Consider the following 23,362-nt stretch of genomic DNA (forward strand, 5'->3'; position numbering starts at 1 on the left):
CAGGCTGAGCCAATTCCACACAGGTGGAACCTATTCGTGTTGGTTTCGCATGTGGTCGGCGGTGCGTTGAAATGTCATTTTCAAGTGATCAGCAAGCGGTTTGTTCTCGACACGTTCGTCGATCGCTTGGGTCATGCACAGCATCCATTGATCGCGTTCGCTGTCGCCGATCGGAAACGGTAGGTGTCTCGCTCGCAGCATCGGATGTCCGTATTGCTGGATATACAACGATGGCCCACCCCAAAACCCCGACAGGAATTTGAACAATTTGTCGCGTGACTCGGTTAGGTCGTCTGGGTGCATGTCACGTATTGGACGTGCCGCCGGCAATTCGGACATCAGGTCATAGAAACGGTCGACCAGTCCGCGAACCGCCGATTCGCCGCCTAACATGCTGTAAATTGTGTCTTCATCCATCGTGTCGGTTCGTCCTCACTAGACGGCAATGTTGATTCATTTTGGTTGCTTCGTCATCGTTTTGGCTTGCATTGTTATCAACGACGGTGAATCATGACATCCACCTCCCCACTCGCCAATGGAACTGAAATCCATGCCTGCCCGCTGCCTCGAAAAACTTCCCCCGTTCTCGATTCTGCTGTTCTCGCTTCTTGCTGGATTGTTTTTTTCATCGGCCGTTGCCGCAGACGATTCGGTGTTTGTCGGTAAGCCGGTCATGTTGCAAGACCATGGTGCAGGCGAAGGCCCGGTTTGGCATCCACAACTAGGGTTGTTGACCAGCGGCGAAGGGAACATCAATCGCCGTGATCTCGCGGGCAAGACGTCGGTATTTCGAGCCGACGCCGGATCCAACGGTTTGCTGTTCGATCGCCAAGGCCGGTTGCTGATTTGCGACAACAAACGTCGCCGGGTCGAGCGAATCGAAGCCGATGGATCGCTGAATGTGCTGGCCGATTCCTATGAGGGAAGTCGATTCAATCAGCCCAATGACTTGACGATCGACTCGAAGAACCGGATCTACTTTACCGATCCGCAATACGGGGATCGCAGTGGGATGGAGATGTTGGACGATCAGGGACGCAAAGTCGAAGGGGTGTACCGCATTGATCCCGATGGCAGTGTGACTCGAATTATCACGCACGAAGTCGATCGCCCCAATGGCCTGATTGTCACGCCCGATGATCGGTTTCTGTACGTGGCCGACAACAACAACGAACTCGGGGGGGCCCGCAAGTTGTGGCGGTTCAATCTGAACGCTGACGGGACACCCGATTTGGAAACCCAAACATTGATCCATGATTGGGGGACGACGCGAGGTCCCGATGGGATGAAGTTGGACCAGCAAGGCCAGCTGTACGTGGCTGCTGGACTGAACAAATCACGCCCGCCGGCTCAAACAGCGGATGGTCCGACCGCAGGCATTTACGTCTTTTCGCCTGAGGGCAAGCAGATCGATTTTCTGGCAATTCCCCGTGACGAAACCACCAATTGCGCATTTGGAGGGGACGACGGCAAGACGTTGTTCGTGACCGCAGGAGGGACGTTGTGGAGTGTTCGCACCGCCATCGCCGGCTATCAACTGTTCAGCGGCCAGTAGTCTCGCGGCCTATGCCATCGACTTAGACGCGGGAAAACCCGCAGAACGGCGGGAACACTGCCAAGAGGGGGTTACCAGGATGATCGCCACCGGTGACACTGTGAGATAGACTTGCTGTCTTGCGTGCGTCCGTCTGCCCTAGCGAAAGTCCGCCCGACTGCCCGTAGCGAAAGTCGCCAAGACTTTCGGTCCTTCTCTGATGTTGGCCGAAATGTTGCGGGATGAAATGACGCAGGCCAAACACGGGCAGGCCAAAAACGATGCGGGCCAAAAACGGGCGGGCCGAATCGCTTGGCTTGTTTTCGCTACGCGGGCGGTTGCCGATGACAGGCTGGAAGCCTATCCCCCATTTTCCTTGTTAGTGACGATTCTCTCATGTCCATCCAGTGGTTTCCGGGCCATATGCACAAAGCCCGGCTCGAAATTCAATCGGTGCTCCCCAAAGTGGACGTGGTCATCGAGGTACTTGATGCGCGGATTCCCTACTCGAGCGAGAACCCGATGCTGGCCGAACTGCGAGGCGACAAGCCTTGTTTGAAGGTGCTGGCCAAAAGCGACCTTGCCGACGACGCGATGACCGAGGTCTGGATTTCGCATTTCGAAGAATCGGTGGGTGTCCGCGCCCACGCGGTCACGACCGAAGACGTGCCTACGATTCGGCGTTTGAAACACATCGTTGCCAAGATGGTGCCGCATCGCGCGGGCATGACGATCACCGCGATGATCGTTGGCATTCCCAATGTCGGTAAATCAACGATCATCAATTTTTTGGCGAACCGAAAGATCGCCAAAACGGGGAACACGCCCGCAGTCACTCAGCAACAACAACGGGTCAACATTGGCGACAGCGTCGCGCTGTTGGATACGCCCGGCGTGCTGTGGCCGAACGTGCATAATGTGAACAGCGGTTACCGGTTGGGCTTGGTTGGTTCCATCAAAGACACCGCGATGGATTACGCTGACATCGGTTTCTTTGGGGCTCGCTACTTGGCCGCGAATTATCCCGAGCGGTTGATGCAGCGGTACGATTTAACTTCAGTGCCTGGCACTGATTTAGAGCTGATCGAAGCGATCGGCCGCCGCCGAGGTTGTCTTGGCAAAAGCAATCTCGTCGACATCGATCGGGCCTCGCGGATTTTGGTGAACGACATTCGTGCCGGTGAACTTGGGCGTTTGACGCTCGAGACACCTGAATTGATGCAACGCGAGCAGCTGCAAACGGCGAAGTTGATTGCGGAGAAAGAAGAGGCGTCTAAAGAAAAGGATGCAAAACGGAAAAAGCGATTTCGCGACAAGCAGCGTGCTCAACGCAAGTCCCGCGAGATGAGATGAACTGATTGACCCGCTTTCTTCGACAGTCCCGATATGATTCCAGATCTTTCCGACAAGACAAATGCCCTCGTTCTCTCGTACATGGGCATTCGACGCGCGATTGGTGTTAGCGGATTCTTGTTGCCAATCATACTAGGCCCCGTCGGTTGGCTGTTTTTTGGAATCGATTTTCAAGACAACATCAGCAGCTATTATCACACAGCGCTGCGTGACATCTTCGTCGGCACGATGTGTTCGATCGGAGTCTTCTTGTTCTGTTATCGGGGGTACGACCGGATCGAAAGCTGGACTGCGAATCTAGGCTGCGTTTCCGCATTGGGTGTTGCGTTGTTTCCGTTGGACCCCAACAGTGACCCGCTGTATCAGAAGTCGTTGATCGGTTACTTGCATTCGATCAGCGGCGGGGTGTTCTTTTTGACACTAGCCACTTATTCGCTGTTTCATTTCCCGAGTTCTAAAAAGACCAACCGCGAAATCGAGCCGCATGAAGCCGAGCGGAATTTTGTTTACCGGGCCAGCGGGATTGTGATCTTGTTGAGCATGGCTGCGATGGGAGGCTATCTGTTCCTGATTTCGCCGCAGTGGAAACAGACATTGAACGAATACAACTTTTTGTTTTGGATGGAATGGATTGCGGTTTGGGCATTTGCCTCGGCGTGGTTAACCAAGGGGCGAACGATCATCGCCGACATCGCTGTGGATTTGATGGCGATCCCTCACCAATTGTTGATGAAACGCGCCAAGTAAATCGCAATCGTCAACATCCGACGGTTCGCTGGCGTAAAATGAATTGGTTGTCTTTGATATCTCGCTATATTCGAATCAAGAGTCCGATCCGATGAACCCGCAGACCAACCCGCTGATGAAGTCGCCAGTCAATCCCATGCTGGATCGTCGCCAATTTGCGATCGGCAGCGCCGCGTTTCTAGGCGGATGGCTGATGCCGGGGACGCCGTCTTTGTTTGCCGAAGAACCGAGTCTGCAGCAGAAACGGCTGGTTTTGTTGGGGCTGAACGCGTTGGCGCGAGCGCCCGAGATGAATTATTTTGCCGATGGACATCGAGGGGCTGCGATGATCTCGGCACACATGATGTGTGTTAACAATGATCTCGATGACGCGGCCGCCACTCGGATTGTCCAGTTGTTTGATCGAAATTGGGCGCCAACAAAGTTGTGCGAGCCGTTCCCGGAAGGCGATCCTGTGCCTGACGCGGCCCAGCAAGTAGGCAAGGCACTTGCCGAAAACAGCGGGGTGCTGCGCGAGGTGGGCCACGATGCAATTTTTGCAATGCATGCGATCAAGGCGTTTCGTATGCTGCCCGAAGCGGCGACACCGCAGCGAGTCGAAGGCGTCTGCAATCTGATTCGTGCGTTCAAACCGTGGCGAGATGTCGAACCCGACGAGGATATCGATCCGCCCCCGTTCACCGATTCGGTCGCCGCCTCAAAATTTGTGTTGCAGGAAGCAAGTGACGCCATCGATCGCTTTGTCGGATTCGGACAAGGCTTCGCCGGACACATGTTGACGTTCGGCCAATCGCTTATCGAGATGGCTGCGATGGGCGACGCCGAGTGGGCCGAAAGCTGCCGTGTCGCGTTTCGAAAATACGTGACCGTGACGCGGCAAGGTCCCGATTCGACCAGCCGCAAAATTGCCGATCATAAACTTAGCGACCTGCGACCCAACCAGGCTCGCTATTGGCAACAGCGAGGGGACAAATCGCTCGGTATCGGTCATGTCTTCAAATACCCCTACGCCTACTACGACCTGCTAGCGAGGGCCAACGACCCGGAGCTCGCGAAAACGCTCGATGCCAAAGCCTATCAGTTGTTTTAAGTGGGCGGCCCATCTGCTTCTGTAGATGGGGGGATCGTGGGGGCTTCCTAGATGCGGTTTGTCAACGCATTTGCGTTTTGTAGCGACGCTCGCCACAGCGCTGGTACGCGTGGCTGGTCACCGTGCAAATGCGGATCACCACCTTCTGGCGAAGGTAGCTACGAGAGAATTATTACCGCATCCGCTGTCCGCTGTGGCTCAGTCGGCGATGTCGCAAATCGTTAAAGGGTTGACGCAAATTGTCCTCGACACAAGCCGTTTTTACGCCATAATAGGTGTCCTGCCTTGCTTGCAAGGTCCCGCCGTATCCATTCCCGCCCACCCGTGACGCAATTCATTTGACATGAGTTCATCCATGTTGTCTGCACCCCTTTGCCGCCTTGGATCATCGCCGATGCAAATGTTGGTTTCCACCGCTCGTTTGATTCTGGTCGTCGGGGGGCTAGGTATCACTGCGATCTCTATTCAGGCAGCGGATCCGTCAACCGCACAGTCTGAACCTTCTGCGGAACATTTAGAGTTCTTTGAGAAAGAGGTTCGCCCGTTGTTGGCCGAGCATTGTTACTCGTGTCACAGCGCGTCGGCTGAGAAGCTGCAAGCGGGATTGCGAGTTGACACGCGAGCGGGATTGATCGAGGGGGGGGACTCCGGTGCATCGGTCGAACCTGGCGATCCTGAGGCCAGTCTGTTTATGGAAGCGGTTCGCTACGAATCATACGAGATGCCGCCCAAGGGAAAACTTAGCGACGAACAGATCGCAACGTTTGAAAAATGGATCCAACTCGGCGCTCCTTGGCCTCTCGAAGAGGCCCCCGAGACAACGGCGGCGGCACCCGCTTTTGATTTGCAGCAGCGTAAAAAAGATCACTGGGTTTGGCAGCCTGTGCAATCGCCACCGCTGCCGGCGGTTCAAGACCGAGCGTGGCCCAAAGCAGAGCTCGATCATTTTATTCTGTCGCAACTTGAACAGAACGATTTGCAGCCGGCCGAGGATGCCGAACGAGCGGCGATCTTGCGACGTTTGTACTTTGACTTGATTGGATTGCCGCCCACGCCTGGACAAACCGCCAAATTTCTAAATGACCCTTCCCCGGACGCAGTCTCACGCTTGGTCGACGATCTCTTGGAATCGCCTGAGTTTGGCGAGCGTTGGGGGCGGCATTGGTTGGACTTGGTGCGGTACGCCGAATCACGAGGACACGAATTCGACGACGATGCGTTGAATGCGTTCCAGTATCGTGACTACGTCATTCGCGCGTTCAATGCCGATGTGCCGTACGATCAACTTGTCCGCGAACATATCGCCGGCGACCTGTTGCCGCAGCCGCGGTTGAATCCCGATGACGGTTACAACGAATCGATCCTGGGAACCGGTTTCTGGTTCCTTGGCGAATGGGTGCATTCGCCGGTCGATATCCGCAAAGACGAAGCGGATCGCTTTGACAACATGGTCGACGTGATGTCAAAAACGTTTTTGGGCGTGACCGTTTCTTGTGCACGCTGCCACGATCACAAATTTGACGCGATTTCGACAGCCGATTACTACTCGTTGACCGGATTTCTGCAGAGCAGCGATTATCGGCAGGTGCGTTTTGAGTCGTTGGAACACAACCGTCGTGTGGCCGAGCGGCTTGCCAAAGTCGACGAAGCCTATCGCCAACGAGTCAGCGGGTTGGTCCGTCAATATGGCGGCAAGCTGCCTGAACCCGTCGCGTTGCCAGCGGCGATCACCGACCTGCTTGTGATGGATTACCAGACGTTGCCTCGCGAGCAATTCATGCAGGACGGTTTTATTTTCGGCGATTCTCCGCGACGCGCCGGTGATGCTTATTTGGATGTCAGCGAGGCCGAGCCAACGATTCGAGTGGCATCCCATGGATCGGCCATTAGCGATCCGCTGTGGAATGGGCTGCAATCACTGCGCGAAACCGGAATGCAGAATCGCAGCAAGCTGAAGAATCTGCCTCGTAGTGGCCGAACCCTGCGAACCCCGACGTTTGAGTTGACCGGCGAACGAGTCGTTTGCAAAGTTCGCGGCGAAGGGCACGTCGTGGTGTGTGTTGATTCGCATCGGTTGATCGCGGGGCCACTGCACGGCGAAACGGTGCAAGCGATTCCCAAAAATGCGACGTCCGTGGAATTGAATCTGGGGCGTTACCTCGGCCACCGATTGCATCTGGAATTCACCCCTAAAAACGACCAACAACTCGAAGTGCAGTGGGTCATCCAAGGATCCGCCGAGCAGATCAAACAGGCCAAGCAAGACGCCGCGTCTGCGTTTCGCAATCGGGATAACGCAAGCGAGATTGAAATCGCTGGCGACGGGGCTGCGGATGCCGGCTTGGGGGCGAAACAAGAGCTTGCCGAACAATTGCAACAGATTGCGATCGCATGGGCGGACGAGCGTGAGCTACTACGCTCGCAAATCATGAAACCGTCGCATACCGCAATGGCAATGATGGACGGCAGCGGTGAAGATGCCGAGATATTCATTCGCGGCAATGCGTCCAAACCCGGCGATATTGAGCCGCGTCATTTTCTGACGGCATTGGCCGGGAATCACCCTATGGAAATCAAATCGGGCAGCGGACGACTCGAATTGGCGCAACAGATCAACGATCCGACTAACCCGCTGACCCCGCGTGTGATCGTCAATCGCATTTGGCATTACTTGATGGGACGCGGCATCGTGCCGACTACCGACGACTTTGGTGTGCTTGGGCAAAGACCCACTCACCCTGAACTTCTTGATCATTTGGCGACTCGTTTTCATGACGAGGGCCGAAGCATCAAGCGAATGATCCGTTACATTGTGTTGTCGCGGACTTATCAAATGTCCAGCCGAGTCAGTCCGGTCGCCGCCGAGGCTGATCCGAAAAACTTGTTGTGGCACCATCGCCCGCCCAAGCGGCTCGAGGGAGAAGCGATCCGTGACACGTTGTTGGCGTTGTCCGGGCGATTGGATAAGACGATGTATGGCGAACCGGTTCCCATTCAATTGACGTCGTTTATGGATGGTCGAGGACGGCCGAAGGTCAGCGGTCCGATCGACGGCGATGGACGGCGGTCGATCTATATCGCCGTGCGTCGAAACTTCCTTTCGCCTTTCATGTTGACTTTTGACACGCCGGTTCCTTTCAGCACGATGGGACGCCGAAACGTGTCCAACGTGCCCGCGCAATCGTTGATTCTGATGAACGATCCGTTTGTCGTGCAGCAAGCCCGGCAGTGGGCCGAGAGGGTGATCGAAGATTTTTCGGATCCGCGTGACCGTATCAACTGGATGTACGAATCCGCATTTGCACGACAGCCGACTTCACAAGAGATCGCGGTGGCCCAAGCCTATTTGGCGGCCGATCACGGTGATTCCGAATTGGATGCGTGGGCCGATTTTGCTCACGCACTGATCAATACCAAGGAGTTTATTTTCCTGCGATGACACATCATTTCACCTATCCCTGCGAACGTTATCGATCGGGCCCCACTTCGCGACGCGAGATGTTGACGCGGTGTGGCAGCGGTTTTGCTGCCTTGGCTCTCGCCGCACTAGGGCAAGACAACGCGTTTGCCGTCAGCGGAACCTCGCCCGATCTCGGCTTCGCTGGACACGGTCCGCATCATCAAGTTCGTGCCAAAAATGTGATCTTCTTGTACATGGACGGCGGCCCTTCACAGATCGATACCTTCGATCCGAAGCCAATGCTAGACAAATACGATGGGCAAGATCCCGGCAAACTGTTTAGCGTCGAGCCGACTCAGTTCAATAACAACGGCAACGTCTTGGCGAGCCCGTGGAAGTTCAAGCAGTACGGCGAATCTGGTATCCCGGTCAGCGACTTGTTTCCGCACGTGGCAACGTGTGTCGACGAGTTGGCGGTGATGCGGTCGATGGTATCAGAGTTTCCTGAGCATACGTTTGCAAATTACTTTCTGCATACCGGCAGCGGGTTGCAGGGGCGACCGAGCATGGGCGCTTGGGTGAATTATGGATTGGGCAGCGAGTCCCAGAATTTGCCCGGATTTGTGGTCATCAATGGCGGGCTGATTCCGCCCGGCGGACTCGATTGTTTTGGTAGCGGATTTCTGCCCGCCACCTACCAAGGCTCGGTGTTCAAACCATCGGGGTCGGGCGTGGCGAACATCCTACGCACCGAACCGAGCGACAAACGACAACGTGAAAAATTAGACTTCGTTCGCCAATTGGACGGCTTTGCCAAGCAGAATTTTGGGCAGCATGACAGTCTCGAATCGGCGATTCAAAACTATGAACTCGCTTATGCGATGCAGATGGCCGTACCCGAGGTGATGTCGCTTAAGGACGAACCGGCTTGGATCCAGCAGATGTACGGTATGGAATCGGAATACGAGCCAACGCGAACCTATGCGGCTCAGTGTTTGATCGCTCGACGTATGATCGAAAGTGGGGTGAGATTTATCGAGTTGACTTGCCCCAAAGTCGGAGGCGATCGCTGGGACCAGCACTCGAACCTGAAGGCGGGGCACGAAAACAATGCTCGCGCCGTCGACCAACCAATCGCCGCTTTACTAAAAGACCTTCGCCAGCGTGGGATGCTCGATGAGACGTTGGTGGTGTGGGCGGGGGAATTCGGACGAACTCCGTTTGCACAAGGTGCCAATGGTCGCGATCACAATCAATTTGGCTTCACCGTTTGGATGGCCGGAGGCGGAGTGAAACCGGGCATCGTCTACGGGGCGACGGACGAATGGGGATACAAGGCGATCGAGAACCGAGCCGAGATTCATGATCTGCATGCCACGATGTTGCATTTAATGGGAGTCGATCATACTCGCAGCACTTTCCGTTTTGGCGGTCGCGACATGCGATTGACCGATGTCAAAGGCCATGTGATCCACGACGTTATCGCTTAAAACGCTTGGGTGCACGACCGGCGTGGTTTCACATTACAATTGGGAGGCGATCCGTATCGGATCCAACACCTGCCTCTCCCCACCTCCCAATTGTATGGCTCTATGAGAAACACCCTGTTTATTTTTGTCGTCACGTTATGCTTTGCGGCGATCGGATCATCGTCCCCTGCCGCAGACCGCCCGAATGTCGTCTTGTTTTTGGCCGATGATATCTCTCAGGAAGATCTCGGCTGCTATGGGCATCCAACGATTCAAACTCCGCATATTGATGCGTTGGCGTCCGGCGGGCTGCGTTTTGACAATGCTTATCTGACAACAAGCAGCTGCAGTCCGAGTCGCTGCAGCATCATTACCGGCCGCTATCCGCATAATACCGGTGCACCCGAGTTGCATACCGAACTGCCGGCTGGATCGGTGTTGTTTCCGCAGTTGCTAAAAGACGCTGGCTATTACACGGTGTTGTCGGGCAAACACCACATGGGCAAAAATGCTAATGTCGCGTTTAGTAAGATTTCCAAAGGTAAAGGACCCGGCAAAGAAGAAGACTGGGTACAGATCCTCGAAAAACGACCTCAGGACAAACCGTTCTTCTGTTGGTATGCGTCGACTGATGCGCATCGCGATTGGGCGATCAATGATGACGCGCCAAAGTACGATCCTGCGGACGTGGTCGTGCCACCCTATTTGGTCGATAGCGAGAAGACGCGTGAGGACCTGGCCAGCTATTACCACGAAGTTAGCCGTTTTGACCACTACGTCGGTCAAGTCGTTGCCGAGCTGAAACGTCAACAGGTGTTTGATGACACGTTGGTGATCGTGATGGCCGACAACGGACGTCCCTTTCCGCGTTGCAAAACACGGTTGTACGACAGCGGCATCAAAACCCCGTTCGTCGTGCATTACCCAAACTCGGTGAAAAACGGCGTCACCGATAGCTTCGTCAGTTCAATCGACATTGCGGCAACCGTGCTGGATCTGGCCAGAGTTGAAAAGGACGAACGGATTCAAGGCGTTAGTTTCGCTCCGATTCTAAAAGATGCATCGGCGAGCGTCCGCGACGTTGTCTTTGCGGAACACAATTGGCATGTTTACCGCAATCACGAACGACTCGTTCGTTTCGGTGACTGGTTGTACATTCGCAACAATTTCCCCGACCAAGCCAACCTTTGTGTCGAAGCTTATTTGGGGGGCGCTGGCGAGGATTTGTGGGCAGCCAAAGAGGCCAATCAATTGAGCGATCCGCAGCAGAACGTGTTCTTGAACCCGTGTCCGGCCGAAGAGCTTTACCATGTGGGCAAAGACGTCCATCAGTTGAAGAATCTTGCCGCAAATCCCGAGACGCAACAAGTTCTGGAGAAAGCACGTGGGTTGTTAACGAAGTGGACCGAGCAGACCGGCGATACGATCCCCGAGAACCCCACCCCCGATCGTGATGCACCGCCAGGATCACCAAAGAAAGATCGCAAGGCGTTCCAGTACGGCGAGATGCCCGGAGAATCCTCGGGAGCCACGAACATCAATCACCCCGGCCCACTCCAGCTTCCGTAACGAATACATTCGTAGCGGAACTCGTCAAGAGTTTCGGCCGGTGTCACGATCCAAACCTGCGATGCGAGCTTTGTAATGTGGGGTAAACTATCGGAAGTCGGCCTCGGCCCAGACCAACGGGCTGGGGGCGAGTTTTTCTCGTCAAACGAAAACACCATCGCGACGCATTGGTGCGTGACGATGGTGTATGGAAATCAGAAACGCCAGCGCGGTGGCAGCTGGCGTTTTATCAGCACGCGTGCTTAGGCCGCTTTGCGAGTCACTTTGGGAGTGCTGTTTTTAGCGACCTTCGCTGCTTTTTCAGCAACAGGCTTCACTGCAGCAGGTTTCTTTGCGGCAGCAGGTTTCTTTGCGGCGGTTGTTGCTTTCGCAACCGGGCTCTTCTTGGCAACCGGCGACTTTTTGGCAACCGAAGTTTTCTTTTCGGTCGACGGAGTCACTGCAACAGCGGTGACCTGTGCAACCGAAGGAGTCTTGCTCGTGGCGGGCGTTTTTGCAACCGATGGTGTCTTAGCGACAGGTGCCTTGGCTACCGGAGTCTTCTTAGCGGGAGTCTTCTTAGCGGCCGAGGTGGTTTTGGTGGCTGCGGTGTTCTTCGACATTTTTGTTTCCTACTTGAAACTTGACGAAATTCTTAGGCGAAAGTGCCTGTGCAGAGTGAAATATCAGATTCCAGATTAAGTGAGAAATAGCATTTACCCTGTTTGGGCTAGCGATTTTGGAAAATACTTTACCCCCACAGCAACGCTTCGGATCTTTGTGGCCCCCTAACGGGGATCGAGCGTCGCGGCTGGCAATAATTCGCCCCGATTGTCCCCTCGACGACGATTTTCTACAAAGGAGGGCTAGGTTGATTTGCATTGCATCCGGCGTCGCCGACTTTGTGATGCTCTTCGAAACCACTTCGTTCAAACACAGCCTTTTCAGGGATCCAAAATCATGTCGGTCAAGCGAGTCGGAATCCTTACCGCCGGAGGATTGGCCCCGTGCCTGTCTTCGGCCATCGGTGCACTCATCGAATCCTATACAGAGAAGGCACCTGAAGTTGAAATCCTTTGTTACCGATCCGGTTACAAGGGACTTTTGTTAGGCGACAGCTTTCTGGTCACGCCGACCGTTCGCGAAAATGCCAAGGTCTTGCATCAACACGGTGGCAGTCCGATCGGCAACAGCCGGGTGAAGCTGACCAATGTGGCTGATTGTGTCAAACGTGGCTTGGTCAAAGAGGGCCAGGATCCACTGCATGTCGCGGCCGAACAACTGAAAACCGATTGCGTCGATGTGTTGCATACGATTGGCGGGGACGACACCAATACCACCGCAGCCGACTTGGCAGCGTTCCTTGCTAAAAACGACTATGACCTGACCGTCGTTGGATTGCCCAAGACCATCGACAACGACGTCATCCCGATCAAGCAAAGTTTGGGAGCCTGGACGGCGGCCGAACAAGGCGCTCGTTTCTTCGAGAACGTCGTTGCTGAACACAACGCCAACCCCCGCATGTTGATCGTGCACGAAGTGATGGGGCGTAACTGCGGCTGGTTGACTGCGGCGACGGCGAACAAGTATCGCGAACGCCTCGACGAACTAAAGTTCTTGCCCGAAACCGGACTCAGCCGTGAACGCAAAGAGGTGCACGGCGTTTACATTCCCGAAATGCATTTCGAGCTTCAGCAGGAAGCGGATCGGTTACGCGCGATCTTGGACGAGATCGATTGCGTCAACATCTTCATTTCCGAAGGTGCCGGCGTCGATTCGATCGTGCAAGAAATGGAGTCTCGTGGCGAAGAAGTACCCAAGGATGCCTTTGGTCACTACAAACTGGATGCCGTGAACCCTGGTAAATGGTTTGGTGAACAGTTCGCCAAGATGATCGGGGCCGAAAAGGTATTGGTGCAAAAGAGTGGTTACTACAGTCGAGCCGCGCGAGCAAACGAGCAAGACATTGAATTGATCGCGCGTTGTGCCAACAAAGCCGTCGACTGTGCATTGGCTGGTGACAGCGGCGTGGTCGGACAAGACGAAGAACGCGGCGATGAATTGCGAGCGATCGAGTTCGAGCGAATCAAAGGAGGGAAACCATTTGATATCGGTTCGACTTGGTTCGGAAACCTGCTTCGCGAGATCAAGCAGCCCAAGGGCGATGTGGTCGAAACCCAGCACGCGTAAACCCGCTGGTAGGGACAACTTCGCACGTAAGATCAAGGCGGTTTGTCACCGAGATCGATCGAGGATTCCTCGCCGACCCAAGTGAAACAAGCCGCCATCGCACAGCCGCATCGTGACGAAATGCAGAAAGCTCGGATGAGAATCCGAGGTTGCATCGGCGTTTGTTCACGGTGATGGCAGCAAGCCCTTTTGAACAACGCTATCGATCGCCCAGTCGGTGCGAACGATTCTTCATTGTCGAAAAAACCTCGTTCGACGACTCGGGGGCCTCCGGGGGTGAACCGAATTTGAGCGTGGCCACCACCAACGAATGGTCAGACCCAATTCGGCGAATAATCTCGGCACCTGTGGCGGTAAAGTGCGGAGTATGAAAAATGTAGTCGATCCGGAGCGCGAGAGGCAACGTTCGGGTGGGCCAGTGCCATGTGGGATGAGCGTCAGCGTCGTCGTGAATCGAGGCGTACGCATCAATCAAGCCAAGCTCAGCAAGGCGTTTCGGTGCATGAAATGTTGATATGCTGTTGAAGTCCCCAACAACAATCGTCGGCTGTTGAATGTCTATGGCGTCAACGATTGCATTCATCTCGACTACGTGCTTGTCTTCGGTCGTCGAAAGCGCCGTCATCGCATCCTGAATTCCACCGCCGCGTTGAAAATGAAATGGCGTCAAATGGACATTGATCAGGCGTATGCGTGTGCCGGAGAAATTTACCGTTGCGGAATAGAAGCCGAAAAGGCCAGCGGTAGGTGGTGCAAATTCGAGCTCCGCCAGATCGATTTTCGAGGCGACCGTAAATCGTTCGGCAGCATAACGTCCGTTGTGTCCGATTGAGTGAAAGTGCGGATAAGTCGTGGCAAGCCGTTCGCGGAGAAACCGTTCCGATTGAACGGTGGTTTCTTGGAAGCAAATGACATCGGGGGCCGCCTTCGTGATGGCGTCGAGCACTTGGTCGCCGCGTCGGTTGCCCCAATTCAGGTTGTACGTCGCAATACGGATTGAATCAGCACATGCATTCGAAGCAAGTGCCAGCGCGAGGACTAGCGATGATGCGAATGTCTTCATTTTGCCTTGACGAACGAGGGCGGTAACCGAGTCGTCGCATGAAAGCGATGATCTGGAAAAGCGTGCAATCAGCAGTTTCGGGTGAATGGACCGAGGTTGCTATGTTTTAAGTTAAGCTTTGAGTTTTCTGTTTGCTACTGGTTTCCCTTAGCGTGATGCGGCAAGATTTTAGCCCCGCCTGATACCGTTTCTAAACCCTCGCCCGCGAATCACGCTAATCGACGCCAATGACCAAGGCACAAATGCCACGGTAGTGGCGTCAACAATCTCGCGGCAGACGCGGTTGCGGGGACGTCTTTACAACACCTCTCTCGCGTGCGTTGAAGTGTTAATGCGCCAGTTGCTTGAATTCGCGGATTCCAGTGTGTTGGTCAAATCGGTGGCGATCCGGTTCAGGTAACCGGTTTCGGATGACCTGCATGCTGAAACCGCCATAGACGACTTCACCACAATGGATCATCCAATCTTCGACTAGCGACATATCAACCACGAAACTGGCTCCCGTCTTCAATCGCAATTTGGCTGGCGATTCAAGCACCGAACAAAATAGAAGGTCTTCCAAAGCCGAGTTCACGGCAAGCCAAAGTCGGCATACTCGCAGGTCTGGGAACTCTGCGGCAACCTCCGGTGTGCGAACGAGTGCCCGTTCTCCTCGATCATCTCGATCCTGAAACGGGACTTTGACCAAGTAGCCTGCCGATGGGAATCGTTTCCTGGCGAACGCGTCCACAAACTGCGGCAGCGTGCGCTTGGCGGCAGACACAGCGTTACGCAGTGCCGGATCGTCATCGTCGAGATTAGCAAATAACGGCTCGGTAGGGTCATTGTCGTTCATGTTCTCGTCCACCGTGACCAGTGGCGATAACCGGTCCGCTCGACCACCGAGCTAAACGCTCGAAGCCAACAATCGCTCGATCGACAAGATTTCGCTATTTCTCGCTCTACGCTTTGCTTAGTCGCCTGGATTTAACGCATTGGTGATTTCGCGGTCCCAAATGGTCACTGGAGTGCCACGCTCACCTCTCTGATCAGGCTCTTGGCGGAGGTAGGGGCCCGTACGCAGATGGCCGGAATACTCTCCGTCGCCTCGATGTGTAAGGAGGAAGGTCGACGTCTGTCTCGCTCCTGTGTCAGGGGCGTGGTAGGCGTATGACACCAGATACGTTGGACCGGACGGATTGTAAGCCAATTTTTCCACGGTTGCCGGAATGCCGATCTCGGCCGTCGCTTTCTCGACCTGTGCAGCAATGTCGAGTTCCCGCAAAGGAGTGAGCGAATTGAGTTCGTTCTCCAGACGAGTGACTTGCAACCGCGATTGCACCAAGGCGATGCTCAATGCTGTAACGGCAACAAGCATCAGCATCGTTGAAATTGTGAAGCGAAAACGTTTCATTGATACGAGCCCAAATGAGTTCAGACAAACGACCAGGATTCCAGGCGGTCGCGGACGATTCACAATTAAAACCGATAACGGCGGCAGTGCGCGGTTTAACAACTCGGTTTTGTTGCGTTTAGAATTCGCCAGCGTATTCAGCGAATGCCGTTTCCGTGTTAAGTCGCTTTGCGGATTCCATCATAATCACGTTATCGGAGTCGGAGAGGCATATCACGATGAATCGGTCATCCGTTCGTTGGCCGAACACGCCTTCGTCATCCAGTTCGGCGAGAACGTCAAGGCAGGTCGGCAAAACACGTTCAAGTTCAGTCGGCGATTCTTCGTGTATCTTTTTGAGGATCGCATTGACGTCATCGAACATCCCGAAGTCATTCCAGTCGCTCCATTCGACCGCGAGGTACCGGTAATAGTTGTACATCGGATCGGACTTGGGTTTTTTAAGAGCGCTCTCGCGATTGGCAACCGGTCCGATACTCGACAATCCATCGTCAGAGAAAAGCGAATATCCATAGAGGTCCGCAACGTTGGCGACCAAGCGTTTGTAGTGCGAAGCGGTTGCCGCTTTGAGCGCTGTCTTGAATTGGGAAAGCAGGTCAGGCATGGAATTGTTTGTAGGCCGAAATGAGTGGAGAAACGCTGCTGTCACTTGGGGACCGGCAGTGACCGAGGGAAACCCGCGGACAACATACAAGCAGACTAGACAACGCTGCTCCGCTCCTCTCGTGCAGTACGCCCAGCATCGGCATGATCTTGGATTAAGTTCAGGCCTTTAGCTTGGAGATCAGTATACCAAATGAAAATCCGACGACCGAACCGTGGGCGGCATTGGACGCCGAAACCGAGTTGACTTCGGTTGAAGCACCGGTTTTTAGTTGCCGGGCGGCCACCGGTTTCCCTAGCCGCGTTTCACAAGAATTCGGCGTAGGGCTCATGCGAGGTTGTTGTTCCATTGCAGTCGGACGCCGCCCCGAAATTTGGCGAAAGGATAAAAAAAGGACGACGCGTGCGTTCAAGGCCAATGGCGAATCGCCATGGCAGTCTCATTTTTCTGTCTATCGATCGTACGAGTGATGACCGACCGAGTTCTTCGAGAGTCTCGTACACCGCATCGATCCGTGGATTCGGAGACCGGTATGTTCCAGTGTGCTCCATGTTGCTCACACCGCGTGTGAGGACAGGAAGATTGGTGCGACAGAAAGATTGAAAAGCAGGACGATGGGCGATGCGATCTTGCGAGACTGCTTCAATATGCCTCCAGTCGCAACGCGACGAAATGCGACAGCCACAGACGTGAGTCCGTGGTACGCGGACATCATAGGAAGAGCGATAGTCGCGAAGCGACGGCAGGTGTTGCTTTCCCTAATGCAATACCGCGTAGCTGGGGTGCAATGAAAGGTTAAAAAATAAATGGTTAGAACATGGAGACGACGCAGGCGTTCAAACCCAAGGGCGAATCGCCATGGCAGTCTCATTTTTCTGTCGCACCAATTTTTCTGTCTATCGATCGTGCGAGTGATGATCGTACGAGTGATGACCAAACGAGTTTTTCAAGAGACCTCGTCCATTGCGTCGATCCGTGGATTCGGAGACCGGTATGTTCCAGTGTGCTCCATGTTGCTCACAACGTATGTGAAGACAGAAAGATTGGTGCGACAGAAAGATTGAAAAGCAGGACGATGGGAGATGCGATCTTGCGAGACTGCTTCAACATGCCCCCAGTCGCAACGCGACGAAACGCGACAGCCACGGACGTGAGTCCGTGGTACGCGGACATCATAGGAAGCGCGATAGTCGCGAAGCGACGGCAGGTGTTGCTTTCGCCAATGCAATACCGCGTGGCTGGGGTGCAATGAAAGGTTAAAAAATAAATGGTTAGGACATGGAGACGACGTGTGCGTTCAAGGCTAATGGAGAACCGCCGTGGCAGTCTCGTTTTTCTGTCTCACTTATTTTTCTGTCTACTGATCGTGCGAAAGATGGTCGAACGTCCATTGGCTCGATTCAAGGCATCGTAAATGGAAACTTTCTCCTCCGCACGCATCAGTCTAGGCATTTGCCCGGCCTAACAGTCGTATTGTGGACGCAAAAGAGTCCGGACCCCTTTTCGACCAATCTTCGTCGTCGAGCAGCTGCACGCCGCATTCTCAAAACCGCTCGGCGTGACGAGAACGCCTTGAATTGCAGCGTGCTCAAACGTCGGATGACGATCTGCGATGCTAGTTTTCTTCGGGAAACCGTCTCTTTTTTGCCCGTGAAACACGATCGGTGTGGTAGCGAAACGAACTTTTTGCGTATTTCAAAGGATGACCGTCTGCGCGGAGGCATGATTTCGTCGCGTTTCCTGTTTTCGCAGCCATTTTCCGAGTCTGCCAATGCCGCTTTATTTGCCGGCGGTCGTTCGAGATCCTCTATTCCTAACAGTTCCATCATGATGTTCGGCACGCGATTCGTCATCTTCAAATTGCTTGTGGCGACGATGCTGTTGATAGCATTTTCGGGCAACCAATCCGCTGCCCAAAACATCCACTATCCGCACTCGTATCCCTCGTCGCATTCGTATCCGACGGCCAGTTATCCCGCGAGCAGTTATCCGGCGTCGAGTTATCCGGTGACGTACCCCAGTGGTAGCTATCCCGCACCGTCCCAGAGCGTCGATAACCAAAATTCACGAGTCGTTTCGCCCAACAACGCGAGTTCGCCGCGGCCCCGCGTTTCTGAAAATGCCTTTGAGACGACGACTCCGCAACCGCGTTCACGCGGCACCGATCTAAACAACCAACGCGACGCGGTCACGCGTTTGGCCAGCACGGAATCCCAAACTCCTGGGATCCAAACTTCAGTCCCTCAAACGTCGCGTTTCCAAACCTCTGGGGGCCAGAGTTTGGGGGCTTCAAGCTCCGGCGGCTTCAATTCCGAATCGCCGCGGCCCGCGGACGCCGCACGCAGTACGGGGTGGCGCGAGATCGAGCCGGTCTCGTTATACGCTCCGTCGCAAATTCAAGCGGCTGGCGACATCGCGGCTCAGTTTCGCCGGATGGCTCAGTCGTTGCCGGATGTTGCTGCGAAGATCGCCGTAGAAAATGCAAACTTTGTTGACCAGTGGACGCAGCTCGCCCAAGCCTACCAGTCGTTGTCGGATCGCGTCAGCACGTTGGACAGCAAACTGAACACGACGACGCGAGATTACCAGGATGTTCGCACCAAGCTTGACCACTACGGATTGACTCCGACAGTCGGATTGCTGCTGCGACATAAAAAAGAGCAACTCGACACATGGCAAGTCAGCGATTCCGTCACGTTGTTTGTTACCGCGGAACTCGGCCGCTCACGTCAGCAGCAGCTTGAACTCGAGATGGTTCAATACGATGGCAGTGATGTCGAAACGCAGACGGATGCGGTTTTGGCCGAAGCCGGCTTTGATCCATCCAGTGTACAGAGCGTGGTGGTCGCTTCGCAGATCAGGAACCTACTGCAGCAACGTCAGCAGTGGCTGAGCGTCCTTGCGCAGGGCTATCAAGACTATCAACGAAAACTGGGCGAACTCGATTCGACGACGACCGAGTCGGTGACGCTGATGAACCAGTACCGCAAATTGATTGATCGTCATGTCACATGGATTCGCAGCGACGATCCGATAAGTCTTGATGATGTGCGAAATTTGGGAGACGGTTTGGCTGCGTTGTTCGATTTTCGCCGGAGTAGCGAACTGGGGGAAACGATTGGAAAAAAATGGCAATCCAACCCCGTCGGCGGCATCGGTCTGTTGGCCTGGATCATCGCAATTTCGGTTGCAAGATGGCGAACGAAATCTTGGATGATCGACATCGGCAGTCGTAAACGGATGCGAGACTCGACGCAGGATGCACGCAAATTGGCAACCGGGGTGCTCACCACGCTTGTCGCTGTCGCCTACCCCGCGTTGTTGTATGTGGTCGCTCGCTGGTTGGGCAGCGGAGTGGTTTCTGAGTTGACGCTGCATACATCCAGCGGGCTTTATGCCGCAAGCTTGGTGGCGTTGTTGGTCGAAGTGCCACGGCAACTGCTTCGCAGCTATGGATACATCGACAAGTACGTGGGCATTGAATTGCCCAATCGGGAACGTGCCACCGCGTACTTGGTTCTGATCGGTTTCGGCTTGGTTCTAGCCGCCTACGTCGTGACGCTGGTGAGTTTGCTGGACCATGGGATGTGGCGTGACTCGGTCGCCCGGTTCGGATTCATCGCGGCGATGCTCGTGGTCGCCTGGACCGCCCATCTATCACTGCGTCCGACCGGCGGTTTTCTCGAACCCTTTATCGCCACATTCGGCGGCAGCGTGATACATCGCGTTCGGTTTGTGATCTACCTTGCGGGAATCGGATTCCCGCTCGCGATGATTGTCCTTTCATCGTTGGGTTACGGATACACCGCAAACGAGTTTGTTCGGCGGGCGATCATTACGTTGGTCAGTGTGATGATTGCGGCTACATTGTGGTCGGCAGTGAAAATTGCGTCGGCTCATGTTTGGCAAATGTTGACGGGAACCACATCAGCGAAATCCTACGATGAATACGGGCGTGTTCCGGCGGCAGATTCGTCAGGACCGCAGGTCAGCGGGGTGTTGGGCGAACATTTCTTGGAATTAAAACATCATCTCGCGTTCCTTTGTCAATGCGCACTGGTCGTCGGCGCGATTGTCTGTTTTGGTTGGCTTTGGATTGATCTGTTTCCAAACGTCCGCATGGGCAATCCCGTCGTTTGGACGGTGCAAGACACTGTGACGGTATCGTCGCTGGATGCCGCGGGGCAAACGGTGACAAACTCGGTCGTGGAACGCACGCCGATCACGGCGCTGCATCTACTGCTGGCCGCGGCGACCTTGTTTGTCGCGTTCCAGTTGGCCAAGCTGTTGCCGGCACTCTTTGACGCCTTGGTGCTGCAGCGAGTGTCGTTTGACGAGGGGATGGAGCATTTCACGTTGGTGCTCGGACGCTGTTTGTTGTTTGGCGTTGGCGTTTTGGTCGCCAGCCAGTGGGTGGGCGTTCGCTGGCACACGATTCAGTGGTTGGCGGTCGGATTGACGATCGGTCTAGGGTTTGGGCTGCAGGACATGGTGCGAAATCTGTTTGGCGGTCTGATCGTGTTGTTCGAAAAACCTGCACGACTTGGTGATTTGGTTACCGTTGGCCGCGTCACCGGACGCGTGGCGGCGCAGAAGTTTCGCACGACGGTGCTCTCGGACGACGAAGGCCGCGAGGTGATCATCCCGAACAAGAATTTTGTCAGCGAGGACGTGGTCAATTGGATGGGCGCCGGCCGTTTGAACGTGATTCCCATCGAAGTCGCGGTCAATCGCGATGAACGGCCGGCGGATATTTGTCGAACGTTGCAAGAGTTGGTGATTGATCAACCCGATGTCTTGTTGACGCCAGCCCCGCAGGCGACGCTGGTATGCGTTGGCAAAACGTCCCAGCGAATCGAAGTTCGGGCGTGGATCGAAGAAGGCCAAGATCCATCGCGTTTCCGTGACTCGCTGTTGAAAATCGTCAAACAGTTCTTGCGCGAGAAAAATTTGTTGGTCGCGACTCAGCCCACGCAGCCTGCGATGCGTGAAGCGAGCGAAGAAGAGATGCTCAGTGGCCATCATCGGTCACGCGTCAGCCGCACTCGCAAGCGGTCGGCATAACCACGGTAGGACAATCACCGCGGGCCAAAAACCGCGAACGCTGGCTTAACCATCCGCAGTCACGTATCGAACGGACCGTCGGCGGACCGCATCGGATTGGATGCGGTCCCGTATTACCTGCCGACGGACTAGCTTCTAATTCCACTCGGAATCAATGACTTCGCTCGATGCGCGTGTCCCCAAGGCTCCCCACAATCCGTAAGGGCTGGGGTTGCCTGGTTTTGCGGATGGAATGGATCCATTTCGCCAGACGTTTTCGTGGTTGGAATTGCCTGCTTCGATCGAATCAGTAACGAAAACCACCGCGCCGTCGGCCATCAAAACATGCACGCCGCCTTGATGCCGACTGCTCATCGGAGCCACGCCATCGGTATCATTCGGGCTGCCCGCCGAGTTCCCACCAAAACAGAGTTCGCGATTCGGGGGCAAGATCGTATTGCACATGGTCCACGGGGTTGGCCCTGCGCCCCAACGGTATCCGCGACCGGTCGCGGCAGCGCCAAGTTGCGGCGGAGTCCCGGTCCGCCAAAAATTCGGACGCTCTGGATCAACTTGGGATTCGCACGTTGTCGGAGTCTTGCGAACGGTTCCGGTTTTATTGTTGATCGAAGCGATCGTTCGTTTGTCTCGATCGCCAATGTCGGTGGCAATTTCGCCTGCCGCAATCGTGTTCGACAATCCATCTAGGATGTCGCGGAACCGGGTGCCTTTGCGAGCGACGAACACGCCACGGCATGCTTCGCGAGCGCGACCGGCAACCCAAGCCGCAGGCGGATCTTTCACCGCGCCCCCAGAGATTTGCACAGGCCCTTGCCGCATGAAGTCGATCGAATCGCCCATACACGCGGCATAGTTTGTACGCCCGTGAGCCGGCAACCCAGTACCGGGATCACTAGGACAACGCAAGGTAGCAATTTCGGTTACCCAAGGAATGTATTGACCCGTCCAGTGTGGAGGTCCAAAGGGCGGATAGGGAGGACTCTGCGTCGATCCGTTCGCCTTTTCGCTCAGCGGGTTGCTGAGCTGTTCCCAAATCGCTTGTTGCTCGATGAAAGGAGTCAATCCGACTAGCATCGACATCTGCAGTGCATTGTCCACTCCGCCTGGAACCAGCGTGCCACCGTTTTGGATCGGCAGCTGTTTGTACGCCGAGTGATAGTTGTGCAGCCCGAGACCGATCTGTTTGAAGTTGTTGCTGCAGCTCATTCGGCGTGCAGCCTCGCGTGCCGCTTGAACCGCCGGCAGCAGCAACCCAACAAGCACGCCGATGATTGCAATGACCACCAGCAGCTCGACCAACGTAAATCCGTGTGGATTACGATGTCGATGTTTTGGACCTCGTTGATGCATTTGAAACATGATTGAATTCTCCAGAAAAGAATGACTGATAATGAATCGCGTTGCCCGATTTTCAATCAGATCGAAAAGAGAGAGAGCCACCGACGGGGCGGTGACGCGGTGGGCGGCGTTAGTCCTATTCGCGGCTCGTCTCGTTCGCCGCTTCACGCTCTGCAGAGTACGCTTCGTATTCCGCTTCGGTCATCTCGGGTTGCACGATCACCTTGTTCTCTTTCTCGCCGCCGCATCCAGAAAGGGACAGGAAGCAGAGAGGAAGCAAAACAAAACACCATTGATAAGTTTTCATGACGACCTCTTTTCAATCGTTGGAACAATCGGGGGTCAGCATCGGCCTCGCTTGCAACCGTGGCGGTGATCGCCAAATTGCGAAAGCATTAAAGCACGCTCCTGCATCGCCCATGTTTGCAGTGGATCGGTGCAGAGCGGAGCCCATTTGCAATCCGGCGCTGGACCATGCGGCCACGCTTATTGCGGGGCTTGGAGTGCCGCCAGGTGCCACCTGCGGCATATCGCATGCCAATACAACAAAAGCGTAGGTCTTCGGCAAC

General features: G+C 54.9%; 17 protein-coding genes. 9 read left to right on the forward strand and 8 right to left on the reverse strand.

All coding sequences use genetic code 11. From position 1 onward, the window contains the following. Positions 1-30: 30 nt before the first annotated feature. A complete protein-coding gene (locus ABEA92_RS14525; RefSeq protein ID WP_345684566.1) occupies positions 31-417 on the reverse strand; it encodes a group II truncated hemoglobin in 387 nt (128 codons plus the stop codon). 133 nt (positions 418-550) lie between these two features. Here ABEA92_RS14525 and ABEA92_RS14530 point away from each other — a divergent pair, with 133 nt between their 5' ends. The 7 genes from ABEA92_RS14530 to ABEA92_RS14560 all read left to right on the forward strand — a co-directional run bounded on the left by ABEA92_RS14530 (position 551) and on the right by ABEA92_RS14560 (position 11,162). Then, positions 551-1,555 carry an SMP-30/gluconolactonase/LRE family protein gene (locus tag ABEA92_RS14530; RefSeq protein WP_345684567.1) on the forward strand — a complete coding sequence of 335 codons (1,005 nt, stop codon included), beginning with the start codon at positions 551-553 and terminating at the stop codon, positions 1,553-1,555. 375 nt (positions 1,556-1,930) lie between these two features. Then, the gene (ylqF, locus tag ABEA92_RS14535; RefSeq protein WP_345684568.1) at positions 1,931-2,887 is read left to right on the forward strand and encodes a ribosome biogenesis GTPase YlqF; all 957 of its coding nucleotides are present in this window, start codon (positions 1,931-1,933) and stop codon (positions 2,885-2,887) included. A 33-nt stretch (positions 2,888-2,920) separates the two neighbouring features. Then, positions 2,921-3,634, forward strand: a complete 714-nt coding sequence (locus ABEA92_RS14540; protein ID WP_345684569.1) for a hypothetical protein — start codon at positions 2,921-2,923, stop codon at positions 3,632-3,634. Between the two features lie 91 nt (positions 3,635-3,725). Continuing rightward, complete coding sequence (locus tag ABEA92_RS14545; RefSeq protein WP_345684570.1) at positions 3,726-4,724, forward strand: hypothetical protein; 999 nt, start codon at positions 3,726-3,728, stop codon at positions 4,722-4,724. A gap of 355 nt (positions 4,725-5,079) precedes the next feature. Then, positions 5,080-8,163, forward strand: coding sequence for a PSD1 and planctomycete cytochrome C domain-containing protein (locus ABEA92_RS14550; RefSeq protein ID WP_345684571.1), 3,084 nt, complete (start codon positions 5,080-5,082; stop codon positions 8,161-8,163). Between the two features lie 59 nt (positions 8,164-8,222). Next, the gene (locus tag ABEA92_RS14555; RefSeq protein WP_345684670.1) at positions 8,223-9,614 is read left to right on the forward strand and encodes a DUF1501 domain-containing protein; all 1,392 of its coding nucleotides are present in this window, start codon (positions 8,223-8,225) and stop codon (positions 9,612-9,614) included. Between the two features lie 102 nt (positions 9,615-9,716). Continuing rightward, the gene (locus ABEA92_RS14560) at positions 9,717-11,162 is read left to right on the forward strand and encodes a sulfatase family protein (protein WP_345684572.1); all 1,446 of its coding nucleotides are present in this window, start codon (positions 9,717-9,719) and stop codon (positions 11,160-11,162) included. 242 nt (positions 11,163-11,404) lie between these two features. Here the strand turns inward: ABEA92_RS14560 and ABEA92_RS14565 are convergent, their stop codons facing one another. After that, positions 11,405-11,764, reverse strand: coding sequence for a hypothetical protein (locus ABEA92_RS14565; RefSeq protein ID WP_345684573.1), 360 nt, complete (start codon positions 11,762-11,764; stop codon positions 11,405-11,407). 337 nt (positions 11,765-12,101) lie between these two features. On the opposite strand from ABEA92_RS14565, the gene ABEA92_RS14570 reads away from it, so the two are divergent. Then, positions 12,102-13,331, forward strand: coding sequence for a pyrophosphate--fructose-6-phosphate 1-phosphotransferase (locus ABEA92_RS14570; RefSeq protein ID WP_345684574.1), 1,230 nt, complete (start codon positions 12,102-12,104; stop codon positions 13,329-13,331). Between the two features lie 199 nt (positions 13,332-13,530). On the opposite strand, the gene ABEA92_RS14575 is transcribed toward ABEA92_RS14570, so the two are convergent. The 4 genes from ABEA92_RS14575 to ABEA92_RS14590 all read right to left on the reverse strand — a co-directional run bounded on the left by ABEA92_RS14575 (position 13,531) and on the right by ABEA92_RS14590 (position 16,391). Next, positions 13,531-14,394: an endonuclease/exonuclease/phosphatase family protein gene (locus ABEA92_RS14575; RefSeq protein WP_345684575.1), complete on the reverse strand. Its 864-nt coding sequence runs from the start codon at positions 14,392-14,394 to the stop codon at positions 13,531-13,533. 328 nt (positions 14,395-14,722) lie between these two features. Further along, a complete protein-coding gene (locus ABEA92_RS14580; RefSeq protein ID WP_345684576.1) occupies positions 14,723-15,229 on the reverse strand; it encodes a DUF2314 domain-containing protein in 507 nt (168 codons plus the stop codon). A 117-nt stretch (positions 15,230-15,346) separates the two neighbouring features. Further along, entirely contained in the window at positions 15,347-15,757 is a 411-nt protein-coding gene (locus tag ABEA92_RS14585; protein ID WP_345684577.1) for a hypothetical protein, read from the reverse strand. Between the two features lie 148 nt (positions 15,758-15,905). Beyond that, on the reverse strand, positions 15,906-16,391 hold the full coding sequence (locus ABEA92_RS14590) for a DUF4303 domain-containing protein (RefSeq protein ID WP_345684578.1): 486 nt from the start codon (positions 16,389-16,391) through the stop codon (positions 15,906-15,908). A 2,751-nt stretch (positions 16,392-19,142) separates the two neighbouring features. Here ABEA92_RS14590 and ABEA92_RS14595 point away from each other — a divergent pair. Then, the gene (locus ABEA92_RS14595; protein WP_345684671.1) at positions 19,143-21,455 is read left to right on the forward strand and encodes a mechanosensitive ion channel domain-containing protein; all 2,313 of its coding nucleotides are present in this window, start codon (positions 19,143-19,145) and stop codon (positions 21,453-21,455) included. A gap of 135 nt (positions 21,456-21,590) precedes the next feature. Here ABEA92_RS14595 and ABEA92_RS14600 read toward each other — a convergent pair whose 3' ends face one another. Both ABEA92_RS14600 and ABEA92_RS14605 read right to left on the reverse strand, forming a co-directional pair. Further along, the gene (locus ABEA92_RS14600) at positions 21,591-22,814 is read right to left on the reverse strand and encodes a DUF1559 family PulG-like putative transporter (protein ID WP_345684579.1); all 1,224 of its coding nucleotides are present in this window, start codon (positions 22,812-22,814) and stop codon (positions 21,591-21,593) included. 115 nt (positions 22,815-22,929) lie between these two features. Then, positions 22,930-23,100 carry a hypothetical protein gene (locus ABEA92_RS14605; RefSeq protein WP_345684580.1) on the reverse strand — a complete coding sequence of 57 codons (171 nt, stop codon included), beginning with the start codon at positions 23,098-23,100 and terminating at the stop codon, positions 22,930-22,932. Positions 23,101-23,362: the final 262 nt, after the last annotated feature.

The sequence above is a fragment of the Novipirellula caenicola genome (assembly GCF_039545035.1).
In the GTDB taxonomy this organism is placed as follows: Bacteria; Planctomycetota; Planctomycetia; order Pirellulales; family Pirellulaceae; genus Novipirellula; species Novipirellula caenicola.

Excerpts from the sequence above, each read along its gene's own strand:
- ABEA92_RS14525 (WP_345684566.1), bottom strand. The coding sequence starts at position 417 with ATGGATGAAGACACAATTTACAGCATGTTAGGCGGCGAATCGGCGGTT.
- ABEA92_RS14530 (WP_345684567.1), top strand. The coding sequence starts at position 551 with ATGCCTGCCCGCTGCCTCGAAAAACTTCCCCCGTTCTCGATTCTGCTG.
- ylqF (WP_345684568.1), top strand. The coding sequence starts at position 1,931 with ATGTCCATCCAGTGGTTTCCGGGCCATATGCACAAAGCCCGGCTCGAA.
- ABEA92_RS14540 (WP_345684569.1), top strand. The coding sequence starts at position 2,921 with ATGATTCCAGATCTTTCCGACAAGACAAATGCCCTCGTTCTCTCGTAC.
- ABEA92_RS14545 (WP_345684570.1), top strand. The coding sequence starts at position 3,726 with ATGAACCCGCAGACCAACCCGCTGATGAAGTCGCCAGTCAATCCCATG.
- ABEA92_RS14550 (WP_345684571.1), top strand. The coding sequence starts at position 5,080 with ATGTTGTCTGCACCCCTTTGCCGCCTTGGATCATCGCCGATGCAAATG.
- ABEA92_RS14555 (WP_345684670.1), top strand. The coding sequence starts at position 8,223 with ATGTTGACGCGGTGTGGCAGCGGTTTTGCTGCCTTGGCTCTCGCCGCA.
- ABEA92_RS14560 (WP_345684572.1), top strand. The coding sequence starts at position 9,717 with ATGAGAAACACCCTGTTTATTTTTGTCGTCACGTTATGCTTTGCGGCG.
- ABEA92_RS14565 (WP_345684573.1), bottom strand. The coding sequence starts at position 11,764 with ATGTCGAAGAACACCGCAGCCACCAAAACCACCTCGGCCGCTAAGAAG.
- ABEA92_RS14570 (WP_345684574.1), top strand. The coding sequence starts at position 12,102 with ATGTCGGTCAAGCGAGTCGGAATCCTTACCGCCGGAGGATTGGCCCCG.
- ABEA92_RS14575 (WP_345684575.1), bottom strand. The coding sequence starts at position 14,394 with ATGAAGACATTCGCATCATCGCTAGTCCTCGCGCTGGCACTTGCTTCG.
- ABEA92_RS14580 (WP_345684576.1), bottom strand. The coding sequence starts at position 15,229 with ATGAACGACAATGACCCTACCGAGCCGTTATTTGCTAATCTCGACGAT.
- ABEA92_RS14585 (WP_345684577.1), bottom strand. The coding sequence starts at position 15,757 with ATGCTGATGCTTGTTGCCGTTACAGCATTGAGCATCGCCTTGGTGCAA.
- ABEA92_RS14590 (WP_345684578.1), bottom strand. The coding sequence starts at position 16,391 with ATGCCTGACCTGCTTTCCCAATTCAAGACAGCGCTCAAAGCGGCAACC.
- ABEA92_RS14595 (WP_345684671.1), top strand. The coding sequence starts at position 19,143 with ATGGTTCAATACGATGGCAGTGATGTCGAAACGCAGACGGATGCGGTT.
- ABEA92_RS14600 (WP_345684579.1), bottom strand. The coding sequence starts at position 22,814 with ATGTTTCAAATGCATCAACGAGGTCCAAAACATCGACATCGTAATCCA.
- ABEA92_RS14605 (WP_345684580.1), bottom strand. The coding sequence starts at position 23,100 with ATGAAAACTTATCAATGGTGTTTTGTTTTGCTTCCTCTCTGCTTCCTG.